Genomic DNA, 16,880 nt, shown 5'->3' on the forward strand with positions numbered 1-16,880 from the left:
TACCAAGCCCCGCCGACGCTCCCCGTGGCGTGTAATCGGCGGCACACCGGGCGAGGCCAGGCCGTAGGATTGCGGGAGACCCCTGACCTGCCGCCCCGCGGCACCACCTGTGCATCCTTCGGAGGAACCATGGCATTGAACGCGTCCACCACGCTCCCCTACGACACCCGGACGGTGCTCGGCGTCTTCACGGACGAGGGCTTCGTGCGCCACATGAGCGAGTACGTCGGCGGCACCCTCGAGTCCCTCACGGTCGACGGCGACACCTCCGGTCCCTTCACCCTGACGGCCGTCCGCACCATGCCCACCGACCGGCTCCCGGACATGGCCCGCAAGTTCGTCGGAGAGACCCTCTCCGTCACGCAGACCGAGCAGTGGAGCGCGCCGTCCGCGGACGGCTCACGCGAGGCGAAGCTCGAGATGACGGTCGCGGGCGTCCCGCTGAACGTCGCCGCCGTCCAGCGCCTGATCACCCAGGGCACGGACACCGTCGTCGACCTGCAGGGCAACGTCACCTCGTCCATCCCGTTCCTCGGGGGCAAGATCGCAGGCGCCGCCGAGCCGATGATCGGCAAGGCGCTGAACGTCCAGGCCGTCGAGGCCCGGAAATGGCTCGCGAACCGCTGACCGCGGCCACGCCACCCGCACCCTCCCCGTCGACCCGAGAGTTCCGCGCACGCCATGCACCTGCCCACGCCCCTCGCCCTCATCCTGATCCTCGCCGGCGTCTGGACGCTCGTCGTCTGGCCGCCGTTCCTGCGGCGCATCCTCAAGGACCCGCGCGCCCGTGACGAGAACGGAGCCGCCACGCGGTTCCTCACCGTGCACATGATGCTCATCTCCACGTCGATGATCCTCGGCGCGGCGACCGCCGTCATCGGCGTCCGCGCCCTGGTCGCCTAGCGGCACCCGCCGCAGCCCGCCCCACCCAGGAGACCCCATGGCCCACGACGAGTCCCCGAAGCCAGCCGGCTCCCACCCGGTGATCCTGCAGCGCTCCAGCTATCCCGAGTACCTGCGCATCTCGGAGATCCTCCGCAAGGAGACCGTCGGCGGCATCCTGCTGCTGATCGCCGCGAGCCTCGCGATCATCTGGGCCAACTCCCCGTTCTCCGACTCCTACTTCGCCATCCGCGATGCCGAGTTCGGCTACGAGCCGTGGCACCTGAAGCTCTCCGTCGGCCAGTGGGCGTCGGACGGCCTCCTGGCGGTGTTCTTCTTCCTCACGGGACTCGAGCTCAAGCGCGAGTTCGTCGCCGGTGACCTCCGGCGGATCAGCCGCGCGATCGTCCCCGTGGCGGCGGCCTTCGGCGGCGTCGTCGTGCCCGCGCTGATCTACACGGCCGTCAACCTGTCCTCCCCGGACACCCTGCGCGGCTGGGCCATCCCCACCGCGACGGACATCGCCTTCGCGCTGGCCGTGCTCGCGGTGATCAGCTCGCACCTGCCCGGGGCCCTGCGCATCTTCCTGCTGACCCTCGCGGTGGTCGACGACCTCATCGCGATCGCGATCATCGCGTTCTTCTACTCGGAGGACGTCAGCTTCGTCTTCCTGCTGTGGATGCTCCTGCCGCTCGGGCTGTTCGCGCTGCTCGCGCAGCGCCTGCCCAAGTTCTTCGGCAGCACAACGCGCGGCCCGTGGCTGATCCTCCTGCCCCTCGGCATCGCCACCTGGGCCCTGATGCACGCGTCGGGCGTCCACGCGACGGTTGCGGGTGTGCTGCTCGGTTTCTGCGTCCCCGTCCTGCGCAGGTCCGGCGGGAAGACCGTGCTGCCCCGCCCGGACAAGCCCGGCCTGGCCGAGGTGCTGGAACACCGCTTCCGTCCGCTCTCCACCGGTTTCGCCGTCCCGGTCTTCGCCTTCTTCTCGGCGGGTGTGGCGATCGGCGGTGCCGCGGGGTTCGCTTCGGCGGTCACCGATCCGGTGTTCATCGGGATCGTGCTCGGCCTCGTCCTCGGCAAGCCCATCGGCGTCCTGCTGACCACGTTCGTCGTCACGAAGCTGACCCGCGCCAACCTCGACCCCGGGCTGAGCTGGTGGGACCTGCTGGGCGTCGGGATCCTCGCCGGTGTGGGCTTCACGGTCTCGCTGCTGGTGAACGATCTGAGCTTCGGCGCGGGCAGCGAGCACGACGACCACGCGAAGGTCGCCATCCTCGCCGCGTCCGTGCTGGCGGCGCTCCTGGCGAGCGTGGTGCTGCGCGCCCGCAACAAGCGCTACCGGCGGATCGACGAGGAGGAGAAGGTGGACTCCGACGCCGACGGCATCCCGGACGTCTTCGAGGAGCGCGGCAACTAGGATCGGTCCATGACGGACACCGGCGGGTCGGGGGAACGGGAGGACCGCCCCGGGGCGGGGCGGTCCCGGAACCGCCGCCGGCGCATCATCCTCAGCGAGCTCGCCCTCACCGTCACCTTCACCCTCGCGGTTGGACTGGGCCTCGCCCAGCGCGACGCCCTCGACTCGACGGCCCTCTTCCTCACGGGGTGGGCCCTCAATCTCGTGGTCCTGGTGCTGTGCTGCACGCTGCCGTGGTCCAGGATCTCCGGCCGCTGGGTCATCCTGATGCCGCTCCTGGACTTCGTGGCCGTCGGCCTGGCCCGGGCGGCCGCGGGCGACGCCCTCTCCGGCGTCGGCCTGCTGGCAGCCTTCCCCGTGGTATGGATCGCCGCCTCCCGGGTGCGGACGGCCGCGGCCGTCGCCATCACCGTCGTCGCTTCCCTGGCGATCATCTGGTTCCCGGTCCTCGCCCAGCCGGGCCCGGTGACCCTCGACACCGTCGTGGACCCGATCCTGCTCCCGATCATGCTCACCGGCCTGGCCTGGTTCGTCAGCGAGCTGACGAAGGACAACCGGCGGCGGCAGGCGGCCCTCCAGGCCTCGCAGGGCGCGCTGCGCGACAGCGTGGAGGCCGGGCGGGCACGCGAGAGACTGCTCGGGACCGTGCTGGACACCGTGAGCGTGGGGGTGCTGGCGGTCGACGCCCACGGTCACGACATCCTCATGAACGCCCGGCAGCGGGAGGGCCACGCCGCTGCAGCGCCACCGGGCAACGACGATCCCACCGAGGCCGAGCTGCTGATCTTCGGCGAGGACAGGGTCACGCCCGTCCCGCCGGATCGGCGCCCCGTCCTCCGCGCGGTGGGCGGCGAGGACCTCGACGGCGAACAGGTGTGGGTGGGGACGGGTCGGTCCCAGCGCGCCCTCAGCATCTCCTCGCGGTCCATGCACGACGACGAGGGCGCGTTCACGGGGACCGTCGTGTCCTTCAACGACGTCACCGAGCTGCTGCGCGCCCTGCACGCCAAGGACGATTTCCTCTCCAACGTCTCCCACGAGTTCCGGACGCCCCTGACGTCGATCCTCGGCTACCTGGAGCTCACCGTGGAGCGCCGCGGGAGCCTGCCCGAGGACGTGACCGGCTTCGTCCAGGTGGCGCGGCGCAACGCCCTGCGCCTGGAGCGGCTCGTGGAGGACCTGCTCGCGATCAACGCGGGGACGTTCCAGGTGCACCCCGTTCCCACCGACGTCGGCAGGATCCTGGCGGAGGCGGCGTCGTCGGGCCTGGTGCGGGCCACCCGCGCGGGAGTGCAGCTCGTGAACCGTGCGCCGGCGGGCCTGCCGGCCGTGGCCGACCCGGTGCGGCTCGCGCAGGCCGTGGACAACCTGCTCAGCAATGCGGTCAAGTACAACCGGCGCGGCGGCAGCATCACGCTCGACGCATCCGTCGGCGATGACGGCCTGACGGTCCGGGTGGAGGACACCGGGATCGGCATCGAGGCCGAGGAGCTGCACCAGGTCTTCGACCGGTTCTTCAGGTCCTCGTCGGTCCGCTCGTCCTCCGTGCCGGGGGTGGGGCTGGGCCTGCTGATCACACGGAGCATCGTGAACGAGCACGGCGGGTCCATCACCGTGACGAGCGAGCCGGGCGTGGGGACCTGCTTCAGCATGACCATCCCCCAGCCGGCGCCCTCGGCTGGTTAGGCGTTGGCCGCCAGGAGGGACTCCTCGAGGGCCACCCACGCGAGCATGGCGCACTTCACCCGGGCCGGGAAGCGGGAGACGCCGGAGAACGCGGCGGCGTCGCCGAGCACCTCTTCGTCCGCCTCGATCCTGCCGCGCGAGCGCATGACCTCGCGGAAGCTGTCCACGAGGCCGATCACCTCGTCCCGCGGCAGCCCCTGCACCAGGTCGGTCAGCACGGAGGCCGAGGCCATGGAGATGGCGCACCCGGCGCCGTCCCAGCTCACAGCGGTCACGGCGCCGTCGGCCACGCCCGCGCGCAGGGTGATCTCGTCGCCGCACACCGGGTTGAGCTGGTGGGACTCGCCCACGCGGCCCACGCCGTCGTGCTCCCGCAGCGGCGAACCGTGCCGCGCCTTGGCGTGGTCGAGGATGATCTGCTGGTACAGCTGTTCGAGGCCCGTGCTCATCGGTGTGCTCCAAAGAAGGGACGGACCAGCGCGACGGCGTCCAGGAAGGCGTCCACCTCGTCCGTCGTCGTATACAGGTAGGTGCTCGCGCGGGTGGTCGCGGTGAGCCCGAGGCGACGGTGCAGCGGCTGCGCGCAGTGGTGGCCCACGCGCACCGCGATGCCCTTGTCGTCGAGGAACTGCCCCACGTCGTGGGCGTGCACACCGTCCACGTCGAAGGACGCCAGTCCGATGCGGGGGCGGCCGGCGTCCGGGCCGAGGACGCGGATGCCCTCGATGGCGCCGAGTCCCCGCACGAGGCGCGCGCCCAGCGTCTCCTCCCAGGCCTCGATGCGCTCCATGCCGGTCTCGGCGAGGTAGTTCGCTGCGGCGCCGAGGGCGATGGCCTGGGAGATGCGCTGGGTGCCGGCCTCGAAGCGGTTCGGGGAGGGCAGGTACTCCGCCCGCTCCATCGTCACGGTGGTGATCATCGAGCCGCCCGTCAGGAAGGGCGGCAGGGCGTTGAGCAGTTCGGCGCGCCCGTAGAGCGCCCCGATGCCGGTGGGCCCGAGCATCTTGTGGCCGGAGAACACGAGGAAGTCGACGTCCAGGGCCTTCACGTCCACGGGGAGGTGCGGCACGGACTGGCAGGCGTCCAGCAGGGTGAGGGCACCCACACCCTGCGCGAGCCGCACCAGGTGGGCCACCGGGTTGATAGTGCCGAGGACGTTCGAGGCATGGGAGAAGGCCACGAGCTTCGTGGCGGGCGTGATGACGGCCGCGGCCTCCTCGAGGCGCAGCGTGCCGTCGTCGGCCACGGGGATGAAGCGGAGCTCGGCGCCGGTGCGGGCCGCGAGCTCCTGCCAGGGGATCAGGTTGGCGTGGTGTTCCATCTCCGTGACCACGATCCGGTCCCCGGGGCCGAGGGCGAAGCGGCGCGCCGCCTCTCCCCCGCGCCCGAGGCTCGCGTTGGACATCGCGTAGGCCACGAGGTTGATGCCCTCGGTGGCGTTGGAGGTCCAGACCAGCTCGTCCGTCCGTGCGCCGATGAACCGGGCGACGGCGGCGCGGGCGTCCTCGTAGGCGTCGGTGGCGTCCACGGCGAGCGAGTGGGACCCGCGGTGCACGGCCGCGTTGCGCTGCTCGTAGAACTCCTGCTCCGCCTCCAGCACGCTCACCGGGTTCTGGGAGGTGGCGCCGGAGTCGAGGTAGATGAGCGGCTTGCCGTTGACCTCGGTGCCGAGGATCGGGAAGTCGTTGCGGATGCGGTGCACCTCGGCGTCGGTCAGCACGGCGTCGGACGGGGTGAGCGTGACGGGTGTGTCGACCACGGGCACTTCGGACTCCTCGGATCAGGCGGCCGACGGATCAGCCGGCAGACCTCACGCCAATTACGCAAGGCTTCTCTGCTGTAATCCTGCCACTCCGGGCGCCCCGGGGCACCCCAGTGCTGCCTAAGTCGGGACGGTCAGCGGGTGGGCCGCCCCGGCAGCGAGGACGGGACCGCATTCGGCTGCTGCAGGACCTCGCGCCGGCTGATGCCCAGCTTCGCGAAGATGCGGTACAGGTGCCCCTCGACGGTGCGCGTGGAGATCCCCCGGATCTCCGCGATCTCCCGGTTGGTGTGCCCTTCGGCGACCAGCTTCACGATCACCTGCTCCCCGCGCGTCAACCTGGCCCCGTGGGCCGGCGGCGCGCCGCCGCCGCCGGGCACCACGCGGAGTTCCGTGCGCAGGGCCGCCAGCTGCCGGTCGATGCCGCGGGCCGTCGCACCGGCAGGTCCCACCAGCGCGGCCTCCTCCAAGCACCGGACTGCCAGCGGCAGGAACCCCCGTTGCCGGGACGCCTCGCTCTCGATCACGAGCGTGTCGCGGTCGCCGGCCGCGGCCGCGTCGGCGAAGCGGTGCAGGCAGCGGCCCGGCTCGCCATCGAACGCCCGGGTCACCTCCGCAAGGGGCCGCAGCGCCGATCTGTCCCCGAGCACCGCCGCATGGTCGAGGGCGGTGGCGGCCACCAGCAGCGAGCGCCGGTCCTGGGCCCGGGCGGCGATCGACCGGAGGCGCGGCACGGCGTCCTCCTCGCCTAGGTAGCCCAGCGCGGCCACGACGTGGGCGTCCCCCATGCGGCGGGCGACGGCGTCGGACCCGCCCGTCAGCGGCCCGCGGGCGTCGATGAGGGCCCGGGCGTCCGGCTCGTCGCCGGAACGCGCGCAGGCGTAGGCCGCGGCACCGGAGACCCAGTCGAGGAGATGCAGGGCGTCGCTGTCGCGGAAGGCCTCGACGGCCAGGAGTAGGTGCTCGCGCGCGTCGCGGAAGCGGCCGGTCTGCAGGCTCCTGCTGCCGTCGATGACGTCGAGCCAGCCGCTGAGGAGGAAGGCGCTCTCGGCCTCCGGCGGATAACACCGGTGGAAGCGGTCGCGGGCGTGGTCCCAGGCACCGGTGCCGATGAGGGACATCAGTTGCTCCCCGGACACGGCGTCGCGGTAGGTCAGGAGGTGCTCGGGATTCTTCTCGAGCTCCTCCTGGGCCTCCTCGAGGACGCGGGACGCCGCCAAGGGTCTCCCGGAACGGGTCAGGGCGTGCGCCAGCAAGGTGAGGTGTCCCAGCCGCACCTCCTCCGGCAGCCCAGGATCCACCGGCGCCGCCTCCAGGTCAGGGGTGCCGTTCAGGTTTCCGCCGAGGATCTCCACGGAGGTGTGGAGCAGGCGGACGGCGTCCGTCTCCAGCAGGAGAGCCCAGCGCTCGACGTCGGCATGCAGCGCGCGCCCGCCCTCCGGCAGGTGGCGGTGCAGGTGCAGGGAGAGGGCGGCCCCGTCCCGTGCGACGGCGGGGTCCTCCACTGTCCGGAGCGCCTCGTCGAGGAGCACCCGGGCGAGCGGCCGGTTCCCGGCCGTCCCCTGCACCCAGGCCACTTCGAGCAGGTAGGAGGGCGTGGGGGCGGGCTGCCGGACCGCCCTGAGCGTGTCCAGCGCGAGACGCGGATCGTGGAGCCGGTTCGCCACCCGCGCGGACCGCAGCAGCACGGGGTCCTCGACGGGCGAGGACGTCCTGAGAGCCGAGGCCACCCAGGCGGCGAGTCCGTCCGGGTCCTGGGGCGGTTGGGGCAGCGCGGCGCGGGCGGCGTCGGCCCGGTCCAGGGCGCGGACGGGGGAAAGACTGCCGCGCAGCGCCTCGGCGTGCAGGGGATGCCGGAGGGACACGAACTGCCCGCTCAGGGGGTCCAGCTCGATCAGGCGCTCCTGGGCCAGCCGGGCCAGGACTCCGCGCTCCACGGCTGCTTCGAGGTCGGCCAGCGCGACCCGCCCCACGGCGGCGACGGCTTCAAGGGCCTCGATCTCCGCAGGGCTGCGCTCCCCCAGTCCGTGCAGCAGGAGGTCGACCAGCGGTGCGCCGATGGCCGGCCGCGGCCCCCGCGAGCGCCACACACCGTTCCTGGCGACGAGGTAGCCCTGTGCCCTGAACTGCTCGATGAGCATGGTCAGCAGCCGCGGGTTCCCCCGGGTGGTCGCAGCCAGCATGCGCGCGGCGCCGGTGAGGATGGGACCGCCGAGCAGCTGCCCGCACAGTTCCCGGACCTCTGGGAGGGTGAGCGGCTCCACCAGGTGGTGTGCCAGGAGGCCGTCCTGCGCGGCGCGGGCGAACTCCCCCACCGGGCCCGGTACCTGGCGTGCGGTGGCGAGGATCTTCACCTTCTGGGCGGTGGCCAGCTGCATGATGAGCAGCGCGGACTCGTTGTCGAGGGTATGTGCGTCGTCGACGAGGATGACCGGCGGGACCTGGGACCGCGGCTCCGGGGCGACGTGCCGCATGAAGTGGCGCAGGACGGCGGAGGAGGATTCGGTGTCGGCCGGTGCGAGCCCCACCATGTAGCGGGACAGGGCTCCGTAGGGGATGGGGCGGAGCCCAGTCCCGCCCCGTACCGGGACGATCCGGGCCGTGTCCCTGAGCTGGTGGGACACCTGCCGTGCGATGGCAGTCTTCCCGATGCCGGCCTCTCCCACGAGCACGACGCCCACGGCATCGGGGGCCACGAGCGCGTCGGCGACCGTGCGCACGAGGTCCGCCCTCCCACCCAGCATCTGCAGCCCCTCTCCGGTGTCCATCATCGGTTCCTGAATACGGAGCGCAGTTGCTTGCGGTTGTGCACGCCCAGTTTGGACATCGCCCGGTGCACGTAGCCTTCGGCGGTGCGGATGGAGAGGTGCTCGGCGGCGGCGATGTCCTTGTTGGAGGCGCCGCGGGCCACCATCCTGGCCACCGCGCGCTCGCGCTCCGTCAGCGCCTGTCGGGTCAGGGACCGGCGCCGCTCCACGGCGGTCTGCCGGAGGATCTGTTCCGCGCGGACGAAGATCAGGGGGTCGTCCTCGGGTGCGCGCAGTTGGACGGCGAGCAGGGAGGAGGAGCCGGCGAGGTCGTGGTCACCGGCGGCGAGGGAGGCCTCGGATGCCTCGAGGAGCAGCGCCGCGTCCTGGGAGAGGACGCCCCTGCTGAAGAGCCGGGCCAGGTGCGCGAGCGGGCCCTGGAGCTCGCCGGAGCGCACCAGCAGACGGTGGGCCACTGAGGCCTCACCGAGCCGCACGGCCTGCAGTAGGAAGAGGAGTTCCAGGCCCTTGCTGCCGAGGCCACGCTCGACGTTCGCGGCGCGTAGCATGGCCCGCGCAGCGCCGCCCTGATCCTCGAGCAGGGACGCCGTGAGCAGGCTGAAGTAGTCGACGATGCGCCAGGCGGGCCAGCCGCCGCGCCTGTTCTGCCGCCGTCCGGCGTCGAGATGGCTCCGGGCGGGCTCGTCCTGGCCGTCCAGCGCGTACGCGTACGCTGCGGCGGCCTCCGCCGCGGGCAACATCCCGGAGCGGTCCTCCACCCCCAGTTCGGCCATCGCCGGCAGGAGCAGCCGCAGCGCCTCCCGGCTTCGGCCCACCGCAGCCAGCAGGATACCCGCCAGGCTCTCCGCCCACACCTCGTCCTGGACGTCGTCGCGTGAGGACGAGACCCGGCCCAGGCGTTCGAGGGCCTCGTCGAGGCGGCCCGCGAGGGCGAGGGCCAGCACGGCGCTCTGGTGCGCCTCCTGCCGGTCGCGGGGATGGGAGGCGGTGCGCGGGCTCTGTACCAGGACTTCGGCAAGCACGTCGGCGCACTCGTGCTGTCCTGCTGCGGCGAGGGCGATCATGAGCATGCCCTTGGCACGCATCGCCGTGGACGAGGCGTCGAGGATGGAGGTGTTAAGGCCCGAGGCGTCGCGGATGACCTCCGCGTAGCGCCCCTGGAGCAGGCCCAGTTCCACGCGCAGGAGCATCAGCTCCACCGTCAGGGGCTCGCGGGCGGCCCCCTGCACGGCCGAGCAGTCGGCGTCGCACCCGTGCAGCACCTCCAGCACGGCGTCGTCCACGGGGGCGGAGCGCAGCCGCGTCCGTGCGTCTTCCAGGCGCAGCGCCGCCCGGCCCGCCGGGGGCAGGGCGGGATCCTGCAGGAGCGCGTCGATGGCGGAGCGGACGGCCAGGGTGGCGGCGTCGTCGAGGGGCAGCCGCGCGTACTCGACGACGCCGGCCAGGTGCTGCCGCCAGTTGTCGAGCGCGTCGAGGAAGCGGCGGGCCGCGCCGGGCAGCGCGAGCTGATTCGCGTGCTTCGCCGCGCGCAGGAGGCGCTCCTCCGGGACAGCGACGCCCGCGTCGAGGAGCCAGGCCGTGAGGACGACGCCGGCGGCGGGTGGCAGGTCCTCGCGCCCTTCGATCTTGTCGAGGACTGCGAGGATCACAGGCTCCGGGGAGCGCGAGAGGGCGGCCCTGAACGCCGCGGCGGCGCACGGCTCCGCGATGACCGCGGTGGGGTGCTCACCCCATTGCACGCGGATCAGCCCGCGCTGGTTGAGCGTGTCCACCTCCTCCCGGGGGATGTGGTCCAGCAGCATCCGCAGCGGCATCGCCTCGAGCACGGCCAGGAGGGCGAGGGCCGTCCGCTCGACGCCGGTCGCGGCGTCGAGCGGGTTCGTCCCGATGTCGGCGCCGTACAGGGCGTTCCCCTGCCGCTGGCGGCACTGTATCCAGATCCCGTCCCGGTGTCCCACCTGGCCCGTTTCGAGCGCGAGCGGGAGGAGGGTACGGAGGTTACCGGCCTTGCCGTCGCTCGCACGCCACAACGCCACCGCCAGGGCGCGGGACACCTCGCCGCCGAGGACCTCCCGCAGCAGGTCCCGGGTCTGGTCGAATGTCAGCGGTTCGATGTCCACCCGCACCAGCACCTGGTTCCGCCACAGCTCGAGGAAGGGCTCGGGGGTGCTCGGGATCTCCTCGGTGATGACCACGAGCCGCACGGACTCCGTGGAGGCGAGATGGGCCAGGGCGGTGGCGGACTCCGGGTCCAGGTCCGCCACGTTGTCGACGACGACGACGGGCAGGTCCCCGGGCATTCCAGCGAAAAGGGACTGGAGCGCGGTGAGCAGCACCAGCGGGTTCCCGGTCACCTCGTCCTCGAGATCGACGAGGAGCACGGTGAGCGCGCTGTAGGCCACGGTGGCGCCGAGGCTGGAACCACGGATGTACAGGGTCTGCTGCTTCGCCGGCAGGGCAGTCACGGCGTGCCGGGCCACCGCCGTCTTGCCCTGTCCGGCGGCGCCCACGAGCAGCACGCCCGAGGAGGCCGGGTCCAGGAGAGCGGTCCGCACCTGGTCCGTCTCGGCACTGCGGCCCACCAGGGGCCAGGTGCCGGTCGCCACGGTCTCATTCATGGAGCGCGCCAGAGTTGTGCGTCGCGCCGGGCCGGTACGTGCCCGCGCGACATCGGCACCTCGTGTCCACCTGCTGCGTCATCGCTCATCCCCATTGACCGCGTGACTGGGCTTCGGCTCCCCCACCCGCCCCGGGAAGGGCTCGCTGCTACTACGTCGGTCCCGCCGAATAATACGCGAGTTTGTATCGTTGTCTACCCGCATCGGTACCTGATGGACCTCTCGGTACCTGCTCGTGACCTGTCGAGGCCGTTCTTGCGCGGAGCGCCATACCCGATCGAGAAGGCTGGTGCCTAGGTAGTGGGCTGCAACAGGTCCGGCTCACGCATAGCCTGCACAAGATCGGCGCGCCCCCTGATGCCGAGCTTCACGTAGATGCGATGCAGGTGCCCCTCGATGGTGCGCACCGAGACACAGAGTGCCTTCGCCATGTCCCGGTTGCTCTCCCCGGCCGCGACGAGGCGCGCCACGGCGCCCTCGCTTCTCGTGAGGGCCTTCAGGCGGCCGGCGCCGCCCGGCACCTCGAAGGACGTGCCGACGAAGGGGGCGCCGTACGTGCCGAGGCGCCGCGCGGCAACGCGGCCGTCCGAGGAAGCCCCGGACTCGCCCCGGAGCTCCCAGGCCCGTGCGGCCGCATTCAGGGCGATCAGCGGGAGCCCGACGGCCGCAGCGCGGTCCGCGACCTCCCCGAGCACGGCGGCATCCCCTGCACCGGCGGCCCCGGCGAAGTCCGCGAGGATCAGGGCCTCCTTGCCCTGCAGCTCGGCGGCCGCCCGGGCCAGGCGGCCCGTGGCACCGGCCACCCCGAGCAGGACGGCGAGCACGAGGAGGTCCTTCTCACAGGTCCGGAGCTCGGGCGGCCGCACCTCGTCGACCAGCGCAGCGAAGGGCGTGGGCTGCTGCGGAGCGCGAGGCTCCCGCGAGGCCGCGGCTGTGGCGAACACGCGGCCCAGGATCTCGAGATCCAGGCGCCCGCGGTGCGGCAGCGCCCGGTGCTCCCCGAGCAGCGCCGCGGCCTGCTCCGCTTCCCCGAGGACCGCTGCACCCCAGGAGGCCACCCCTACGGCATAGGGCAGCAGGAGTTGCCGGTCCACCCTGCGCAGCGAGGCCAGTGCCGGCACCAGGGCCTGCAGGCCGTCCCGGAAATCTCCCCGCCGGACGAGCACGATGCCCCGCAGCGCCTCCCCCGGCCCGAAGGGCAGCGCGGCGGTCTCGGCCTGTCCGAGCACGGCGAGCGCCTGGTCGGCCGCGCCGGCGTGCGCGAGGACGAGGACGTGCCGGGCCAGGACGTCCTCGTACACGTGGGCGAGCCGATAGGGGTCGGCGAGGACGGCGGCGAGCGCGGCGTGCGTGCACTGCACGGCCTCGACCGCCCGGCCACGCAGCCCTAGGGCTTCCCCGCGCAGGGCGAGGGCGACGGCGCGCGATGCCGGTAGGTGCTCCGCGTCCTCGAAGAGGAGCAGGTCCCCGGTCAGGGGCAGATCCGCGGGCCTTCCCTGATCGAGGAGGAGCTGCGCCCTCAGAAGGTCCACTCCCGCCGCGGCATCGGCCGTGCGGGACGGAAGGCCATCGAACAGCGCTGCGATGTCGGCCGCGGGCGCACCCGCCAGACGCATCGCAGCACCCTGGGCGACGACGGCGGTCGGCACGGGGTCGCCCGCACCGTCATCGGCCGCACCGGCCTCTACCTCTACTACCTCGGCCTTCCACTCGGCGAGCAGTCGCACGGCCTCTGCCGGACGGCCGCGCGCGGTGAGCAGGCGTGCGCGGCCGACGGCGGCGGCCGGCCCGTGCGCCGCGGGCACGGCGTGCAGGAACCGGTCCGCCGCCTCCAGCCGACCCAGCTCGGTGGCCACCCGCGCCGCGTCGAGGAGCACTGCCGCCTCTGCGGAGGCCCCCACGTCGAGGGCCCACTCGAGGTGGCGGAGCCGGTGGCACCCATACGGCGGGAGGGCGAACGCGGGGTCGTAGAGCCGTGCATGCAGCAGGGCCTTCCGGCCGAGGGGTAGGGTGGCCCGGAGCACCGCGCCGTACAGGCCGTGGCGCAGCGACAGGTAGCGGGCGTCCGCGGGGTGGCCGGCCACGAGCTGCTGGTTCCTCAAAGCGCGGACGGCCTCGCCCCCGGTGATGCGTTCGACGTCGTCGGCGGGGACCGCCCCGCCGAGGGCCAGGAGATCCAGGGCCGTGCGCTGCGCTTCTGGTATCGGTGCGAGGATCGAGGCGACGAGATCGGTCAGCGCGCCCGCCGACGGGTGCCGCGTGAGATCGAGATCCCATCCCTCGGCATCCACGGGAGGCACAGCCGTCGATATGAGGTGTTCGAGCACCGCCCTGAGGAGCACCGGGTTGCCGCCGGTGGTCTCGCGGAGGCGCATCAGGGCCCGGGTTCCCAGCGGGCGTCCCAGCGCGTGCTCCGCCGCGGCGCGCAGCGGGGCATCGGCGAGCGGTTCGAGCTGAACCCGGTCGAGGTAGCCCTCGCTCGCGAAGGCATGGAGCCCGGTGGCGGGAGCCAGGGAATGGTCGGCGAATGCGACGAGCCGGATCACCCCCGAGACCGCCAGCTGTGTCAGTACGTGGGTGCTTTCCTCGTCGAGGAACTGCGCGTCGTCCACCAGCACCGTCCCGGCGGGGCCATCGTCCGGTCCTCGCAGGTGCTTCCGGGCGGCACGCAGCATGGGGATGGGATCAGCGAGGTCCTGCGCCGGGACACCGGCGAAGAGATCGCCGAGAGCCCCGTAGGGCACGGAACGCAGCGCACGGGATGCGCGCACCACGTGGGATCGCCCAGCGGTGGGGAGGGAGCGCTCCAGGGCGCGGAGCAAGCACGATTTCCCCAGGCCGGTCTCCCCGAGGACCAGGGCCCCCTGCCGGTCGTCCCGGCCCAGGGCATCGAGCAGCGCGTCGAGAACAGGTTGCCGGCACGGCAGGAGGTGGTCGGTGCGGAGGAAGTTCATCGGGCTCCCGCCTGAACGAGGTCCGCGAGTTGGCCGCGGGTGCTCAGGTGGAGCTTGGAGAAGATCTGGTACAGATGCCCCTCCACTGTCCGGGTGGTGACGCCGATCCTCAGGGCGATGTCCCGGTTGTTCTCCCCGGCGGCGACGAGCCGCGCCACCTCCCGCTCGCGCCGGGTGAGGCGTTCGAGTGCAACGTCCAGCTCCATGTCCGAGGTGTCCCCGAAGAGCCCGTGGGCCCGCCGCTGGATGCCCCGGAGGACTCCGCGGCCGCCGGAGAGCTGCGCCGTCTGCAGCGCCTGGGCCGCACACTCCCGCGACAGGCCGAGATCCCCGGCGAGCGCCGCACTCTCCATCGCCTGGGCGAACAGCTCCGCGTCCGACGCGCCGATCGCCATCGCATACAGCTCACAGGTGGCGGCGTAGCCACCCTCGACACGCGCAGCCGCGGCCGCCAGGGCTCCGGCAGCCCGGGTGTTGCCCGAGCGGACCTCGGCCAGGCGGTGCAGCATCACCGCCAGCGACGCCCCCTGCGCCTCGGCCGCCTGCGCGAGGAGGCGGAGCCGTGCGGCGGTCTCCGACTGCGGGTCGCGTGGACCTGCCGACACCGCGCGCAGATGACCGACCGCCGCGGTTGCCAGCCACGACGCCGGGCGTCCTGCTTGTACTCGGGGCAGGTGGCCGACCGCCCCATCCCCCGCACCGGATTCGGCGTGGCCGTAGGCGAGGACGGCCGACGCCAAGGGCAGCAGGCCGTGCGGGTCCAGCACCTCCAGTTGCCGAGTCACGGGCAGGAGGAGCGCGCGCGCCTCGTCGGGCCGGCCATGGAGGGCAGCACCCACGCCTGTGACGAAATCCTGCACGAGGTCGGACCCGCCGGCGGACAAAGCGACCCGGCCGTCCGTGGCCGCGCCACCACCTTTCCCCGCGTGGCCTGCACTGCCGGCCGCGTACTGGGCAACGGCGATGCGCAGGCGCGTGACATCGCGCACCCGCCGGCTGAGCGCTGATGCATCCACACGATGCTGCAGGGCGAGGGCCAGCCCGACGGCGGCCAACTGCTGGTCCGTCATCGCGAGGGCCCCGCACAGCAGCCCATCGGCGAGCGCTTCCTGGTCCGGGGTCCACCCGGTGCGGTCCGTCCCCTGCAGGAGCCCGACGACGGCCGGGAAGTCGCCGGCGAACGCGGCATCGTCGGCCCGCTCGATGATCAGGTGCCCGCGGCACTCCAGGAGCTGCCGCCCCGGACACCCCGCCGTCCCGGACTCCTGGTCCGCGCGGGCGAGGAGCAGGCCGGCGTCGTCGAGCAGCGCCGCCCGCGCTCCCGGAGGGCCGCCGGTGAGGCGTGAGGCGCGGCTGCGCAGCAGGAGCAGCGCCACCTGAGTGGGAACGGCCGGCCCGTCCGTGGCCAGTGGGCCGTCCGCGAGCAGCGCCTCCGCCCGGTCGCCGTGCCCGAGGTCGAGGGCGGCGCCGGCCGCGACGAGCACACGGTCCGGGCCGTCGTCGGTGTGGAAGGACGTCCAGAAGAGGGCCCGCTCGTGGCGCCCGAGGAACGCGCAGCGACGCGCCGCCGCGAGGGACAGATCCGCTGGGACAGGCAGGCCGGCGGCGAGCAGCCAGTCGGCGTGCAGCATCGGGTCGAGCCCGGCGGGATCGATGGCGCCGGGACGGCCGACCAGCAGCGCATACAGCGTCGCGGCCTCCTCCTCGGTCGTCTGCTCGCGGACAGCGGCTGCGAAGAGCGCCGAACGCAGGGAAACGATCCCGGCTCCCCCGCTGGTCCCGGTGACGACGAGGGACTGCAGGGCGTCGAGATGCGCTGCCTCGTCCCCCGGCAGAGGAGGCGCGGGGACCGGCGCGTCCGACGGCGTTTCCCGACTGCCGGCGAGGTGCAGGACCGCGAGCGAGGGGAGCGAGCCGGCGAACGCGAGCGTTCGCACGATCCGCTGCTCGTGCTCGTGCAGGGCAGCGAGCGTGGACCGCGCCACGTCCAGCGCGGCGGACGGCACGGGGACCCGATCCGCCGTGGTGACCCACACCCCGCCCTCCAGCAGAAGGCCCTGGTGGGGCAACTCCTCGAGGGCGGCCGACAGGTAGCGGGCATTGCCCTCGCTCGAACGCTCCAGCAGGTCGACGCCGTCCGGGGACACGGGGGCCCCGAGCGTCGCCTCGGCGATGGATCGGATCTGCTGCCGGGTCAGGAGCGGGAGGTCGAAGCATTCCAGATCGCCGTCGCGCCACAGGTCCGCGAAGGAGGTGTCCATGGCCCGGAGTGCCTCGGCGGCGATCAGCACGGAGGCCGTCCCGGCGATCACGAGCCGGCTGATGACCGTCGCCGATTCGGCGTCGAGGTGGGCCGCGTTGTCGATGGTGAGGAGCACGGGGCGGCCGTCGGACTGCTCCTCGAGGAGGGCCCGGACACCCCGGACGATAGCCACCGGATGCTGGGTATCTCGGGACTCGAGCTCTGCCAGCAGGAAGGCGATGGCCCGGTACGGCTCGGCGGAGGCACGTTTGGAGGCCCAGATCCGCACCACGTGGTGGGTACGGGAAGCACGGTGGGCCACGGCGCGCAGGAGCGCCGTCTTGCCGCTGCCATCCTCGCCGAGGACCACGGCGCCGATCCCTCCTGGGGCCTGGAGGCGCCGCAGCACGGCCTCCACCAGGTCGGCGCGGGCCGCAATGAAGGCCTGCTCCCCCTGCGAGCCGGCCGCGGACGCACCGGAGAAGGGCGTGTCTGCGCCGATGAAAGAGTGCGTTCGAGACTCCACAGTAGTGCCGTCCTGTTCCCCAGAG

At 72.8% G+C, this 16,880-nt stretch carries 10 protein-coding genes; 4 read left to right on the plus strand and 6 right to left on the minus strand.

Annotated features, from left to right (window positions below; translation table 11 throughout):
* Positions 1-129 precede the first annotated feature (129 nt).
* The 4 genes from AC4D2E_RS09120 to AC4D2E_RS09135 are packed head-to-tail and all read left to right on the plus strand — an operon-like array spanning position 130 to position 3,985.
* Positions 130-627 (plus strand): DUF2505 domain-containing protein, encoded by a 498-nt coding sequence (locus AC4D2E_RS09120; RefSeq protein ID WP_104168381.1) that lies wholly within the window; start codon positions 130-132, stop codon positions 625-627.
* A 54-nt stretch (positions 628-681) separates the two neighbouring features.
* Positions 682-903 carry an SCO4848 family membrane protein gene (locus AC4D2E_RS09125; RefSeq protein ID WP_104168382.1) on the plus strand — a complete coding sequence of 74 codons (222 nt, stop codon included), beginning with the start codon at positions 682-684 and terminating at the stop codon, positions 901-903.
* A gap of 37 nt (positions 904-940) precedes the next feature.
* Positions 941-2,299 carry a Na+/H+ antiporter NhaA gene (gene nhaA, locus AC4D2E_RS09130; protein ID WP_490910717.1) on the plus strand — a complete coding sequence of 453 codons (1,359 nt, stop codon included), beginning with the start codon at positions 941-943 and terminating at the stop codon, positions 2,297-2,299.
* 9 nt (positions 2,300-2,308) lie between these two features.
* Complete coding sequence (locus AC4D2E_RS09135; RefSeq protein WP_490952398.1) at positions 2,309-3,985, plus strand: sensor histidine kinase; 1,677 nt, start codon at positions 2,309-2,311, stop codon at positions 3,983-3,985.
* On the opposite strand, the gene sufU is transcribed toward AC4D2E_RS09135, so the two are convergent.
* The 6 genes from sufU to AC4D2E_RS09165 all read right to left on the minus strand — a co-directional run bounded on the left by sufU (position 3,982) and on the right by AC4D2E_RS09165 (position 16,855).
* Complete coding sequence (sufU, locus tag AC4D2E_RS09140) at positions 3,982-4,434, minus strand: Fe-S cluster assembly sulfur transfer protein SufU (RefSeq protein ID WP_104168385.1); 453 nt, start codon at positions 4,432-4,434, stop codon at positions 3,982-3,984. The two genes, AC4D2E_RS09135 and sufU, sit on opposite strands and share 4 nt — an antisense overlap.
* Positions 4,431-5,750, minus strand: a complete 1,320-nt coding sequence (locus AC4D2E_RS09145) for an aminotransferase class V-fold PLP-dependent enzyme (RefSeq protein WP_490952399.1) — start codon at positions 5,748-5,750, stop codon at positions 4,431-4,433. Before AC4D2E_RS09145 ends, sufU begins: the two co-directional genes overlap by 4 nt.
* A gap of 131 nt (positions 5,751-5,881) precedes the next feature.
* A complete protein-coding gene (locus AC4D2E_RS09150) occupies positions 5,882-8,518 on the minus strand; it encodes a LuxR C-terminal-related transcriptional regulator (protein WP_490952400.1) in 2,637 nt (878 codons plus the stop codon).
* Positions 8,515-11,133, minus strand: coding sequence for a helix-turn-helix transcriptional regulator (locus tag AC4D2E_RS09155; protein ID WP_490952401.1), 2,619 nt, complete (start codon positions 11,131-11,133; stop codon positions 8,515-8,517). Before AC4D2E_RS09155 ends, AC4D2E_RS09150 begins: the two co-directional genes overlap by 4 nt.
* Before the next feature lie 293 nt (positions 11,134-11,426).
* Entirely contained in the window at positions 11,427-14,087 is a 2,661-nt protein-coding gene (locus AC4D2E_RS09160; protein WP_490952402.1) for a helix-turn-helix transcriptional regulator, read from the minus strand.
* Positions 14,084-16,855, minus strand: a complete 2,772-nt coding sequence (locus AC4D2E_RS09165; RefSeq protein ID WP_490952403.1) for a helix-turn-helix transcriptional regulator — start codon at positions 16,853-16,855, stop codon at positions 14,084-14,086. The genes AC4D2E_RS09160 and AC4D2E_RS09165 overlap by 4 nt, the downstream gene beginning before the upstream one ends.
* Positions 16,856-16,880 lie beyond the last annotated feature (25 nt).

The sequence above is a fragment of the Arthrobacter sp. TJ-265 genome, assembly GCF_058269135.1.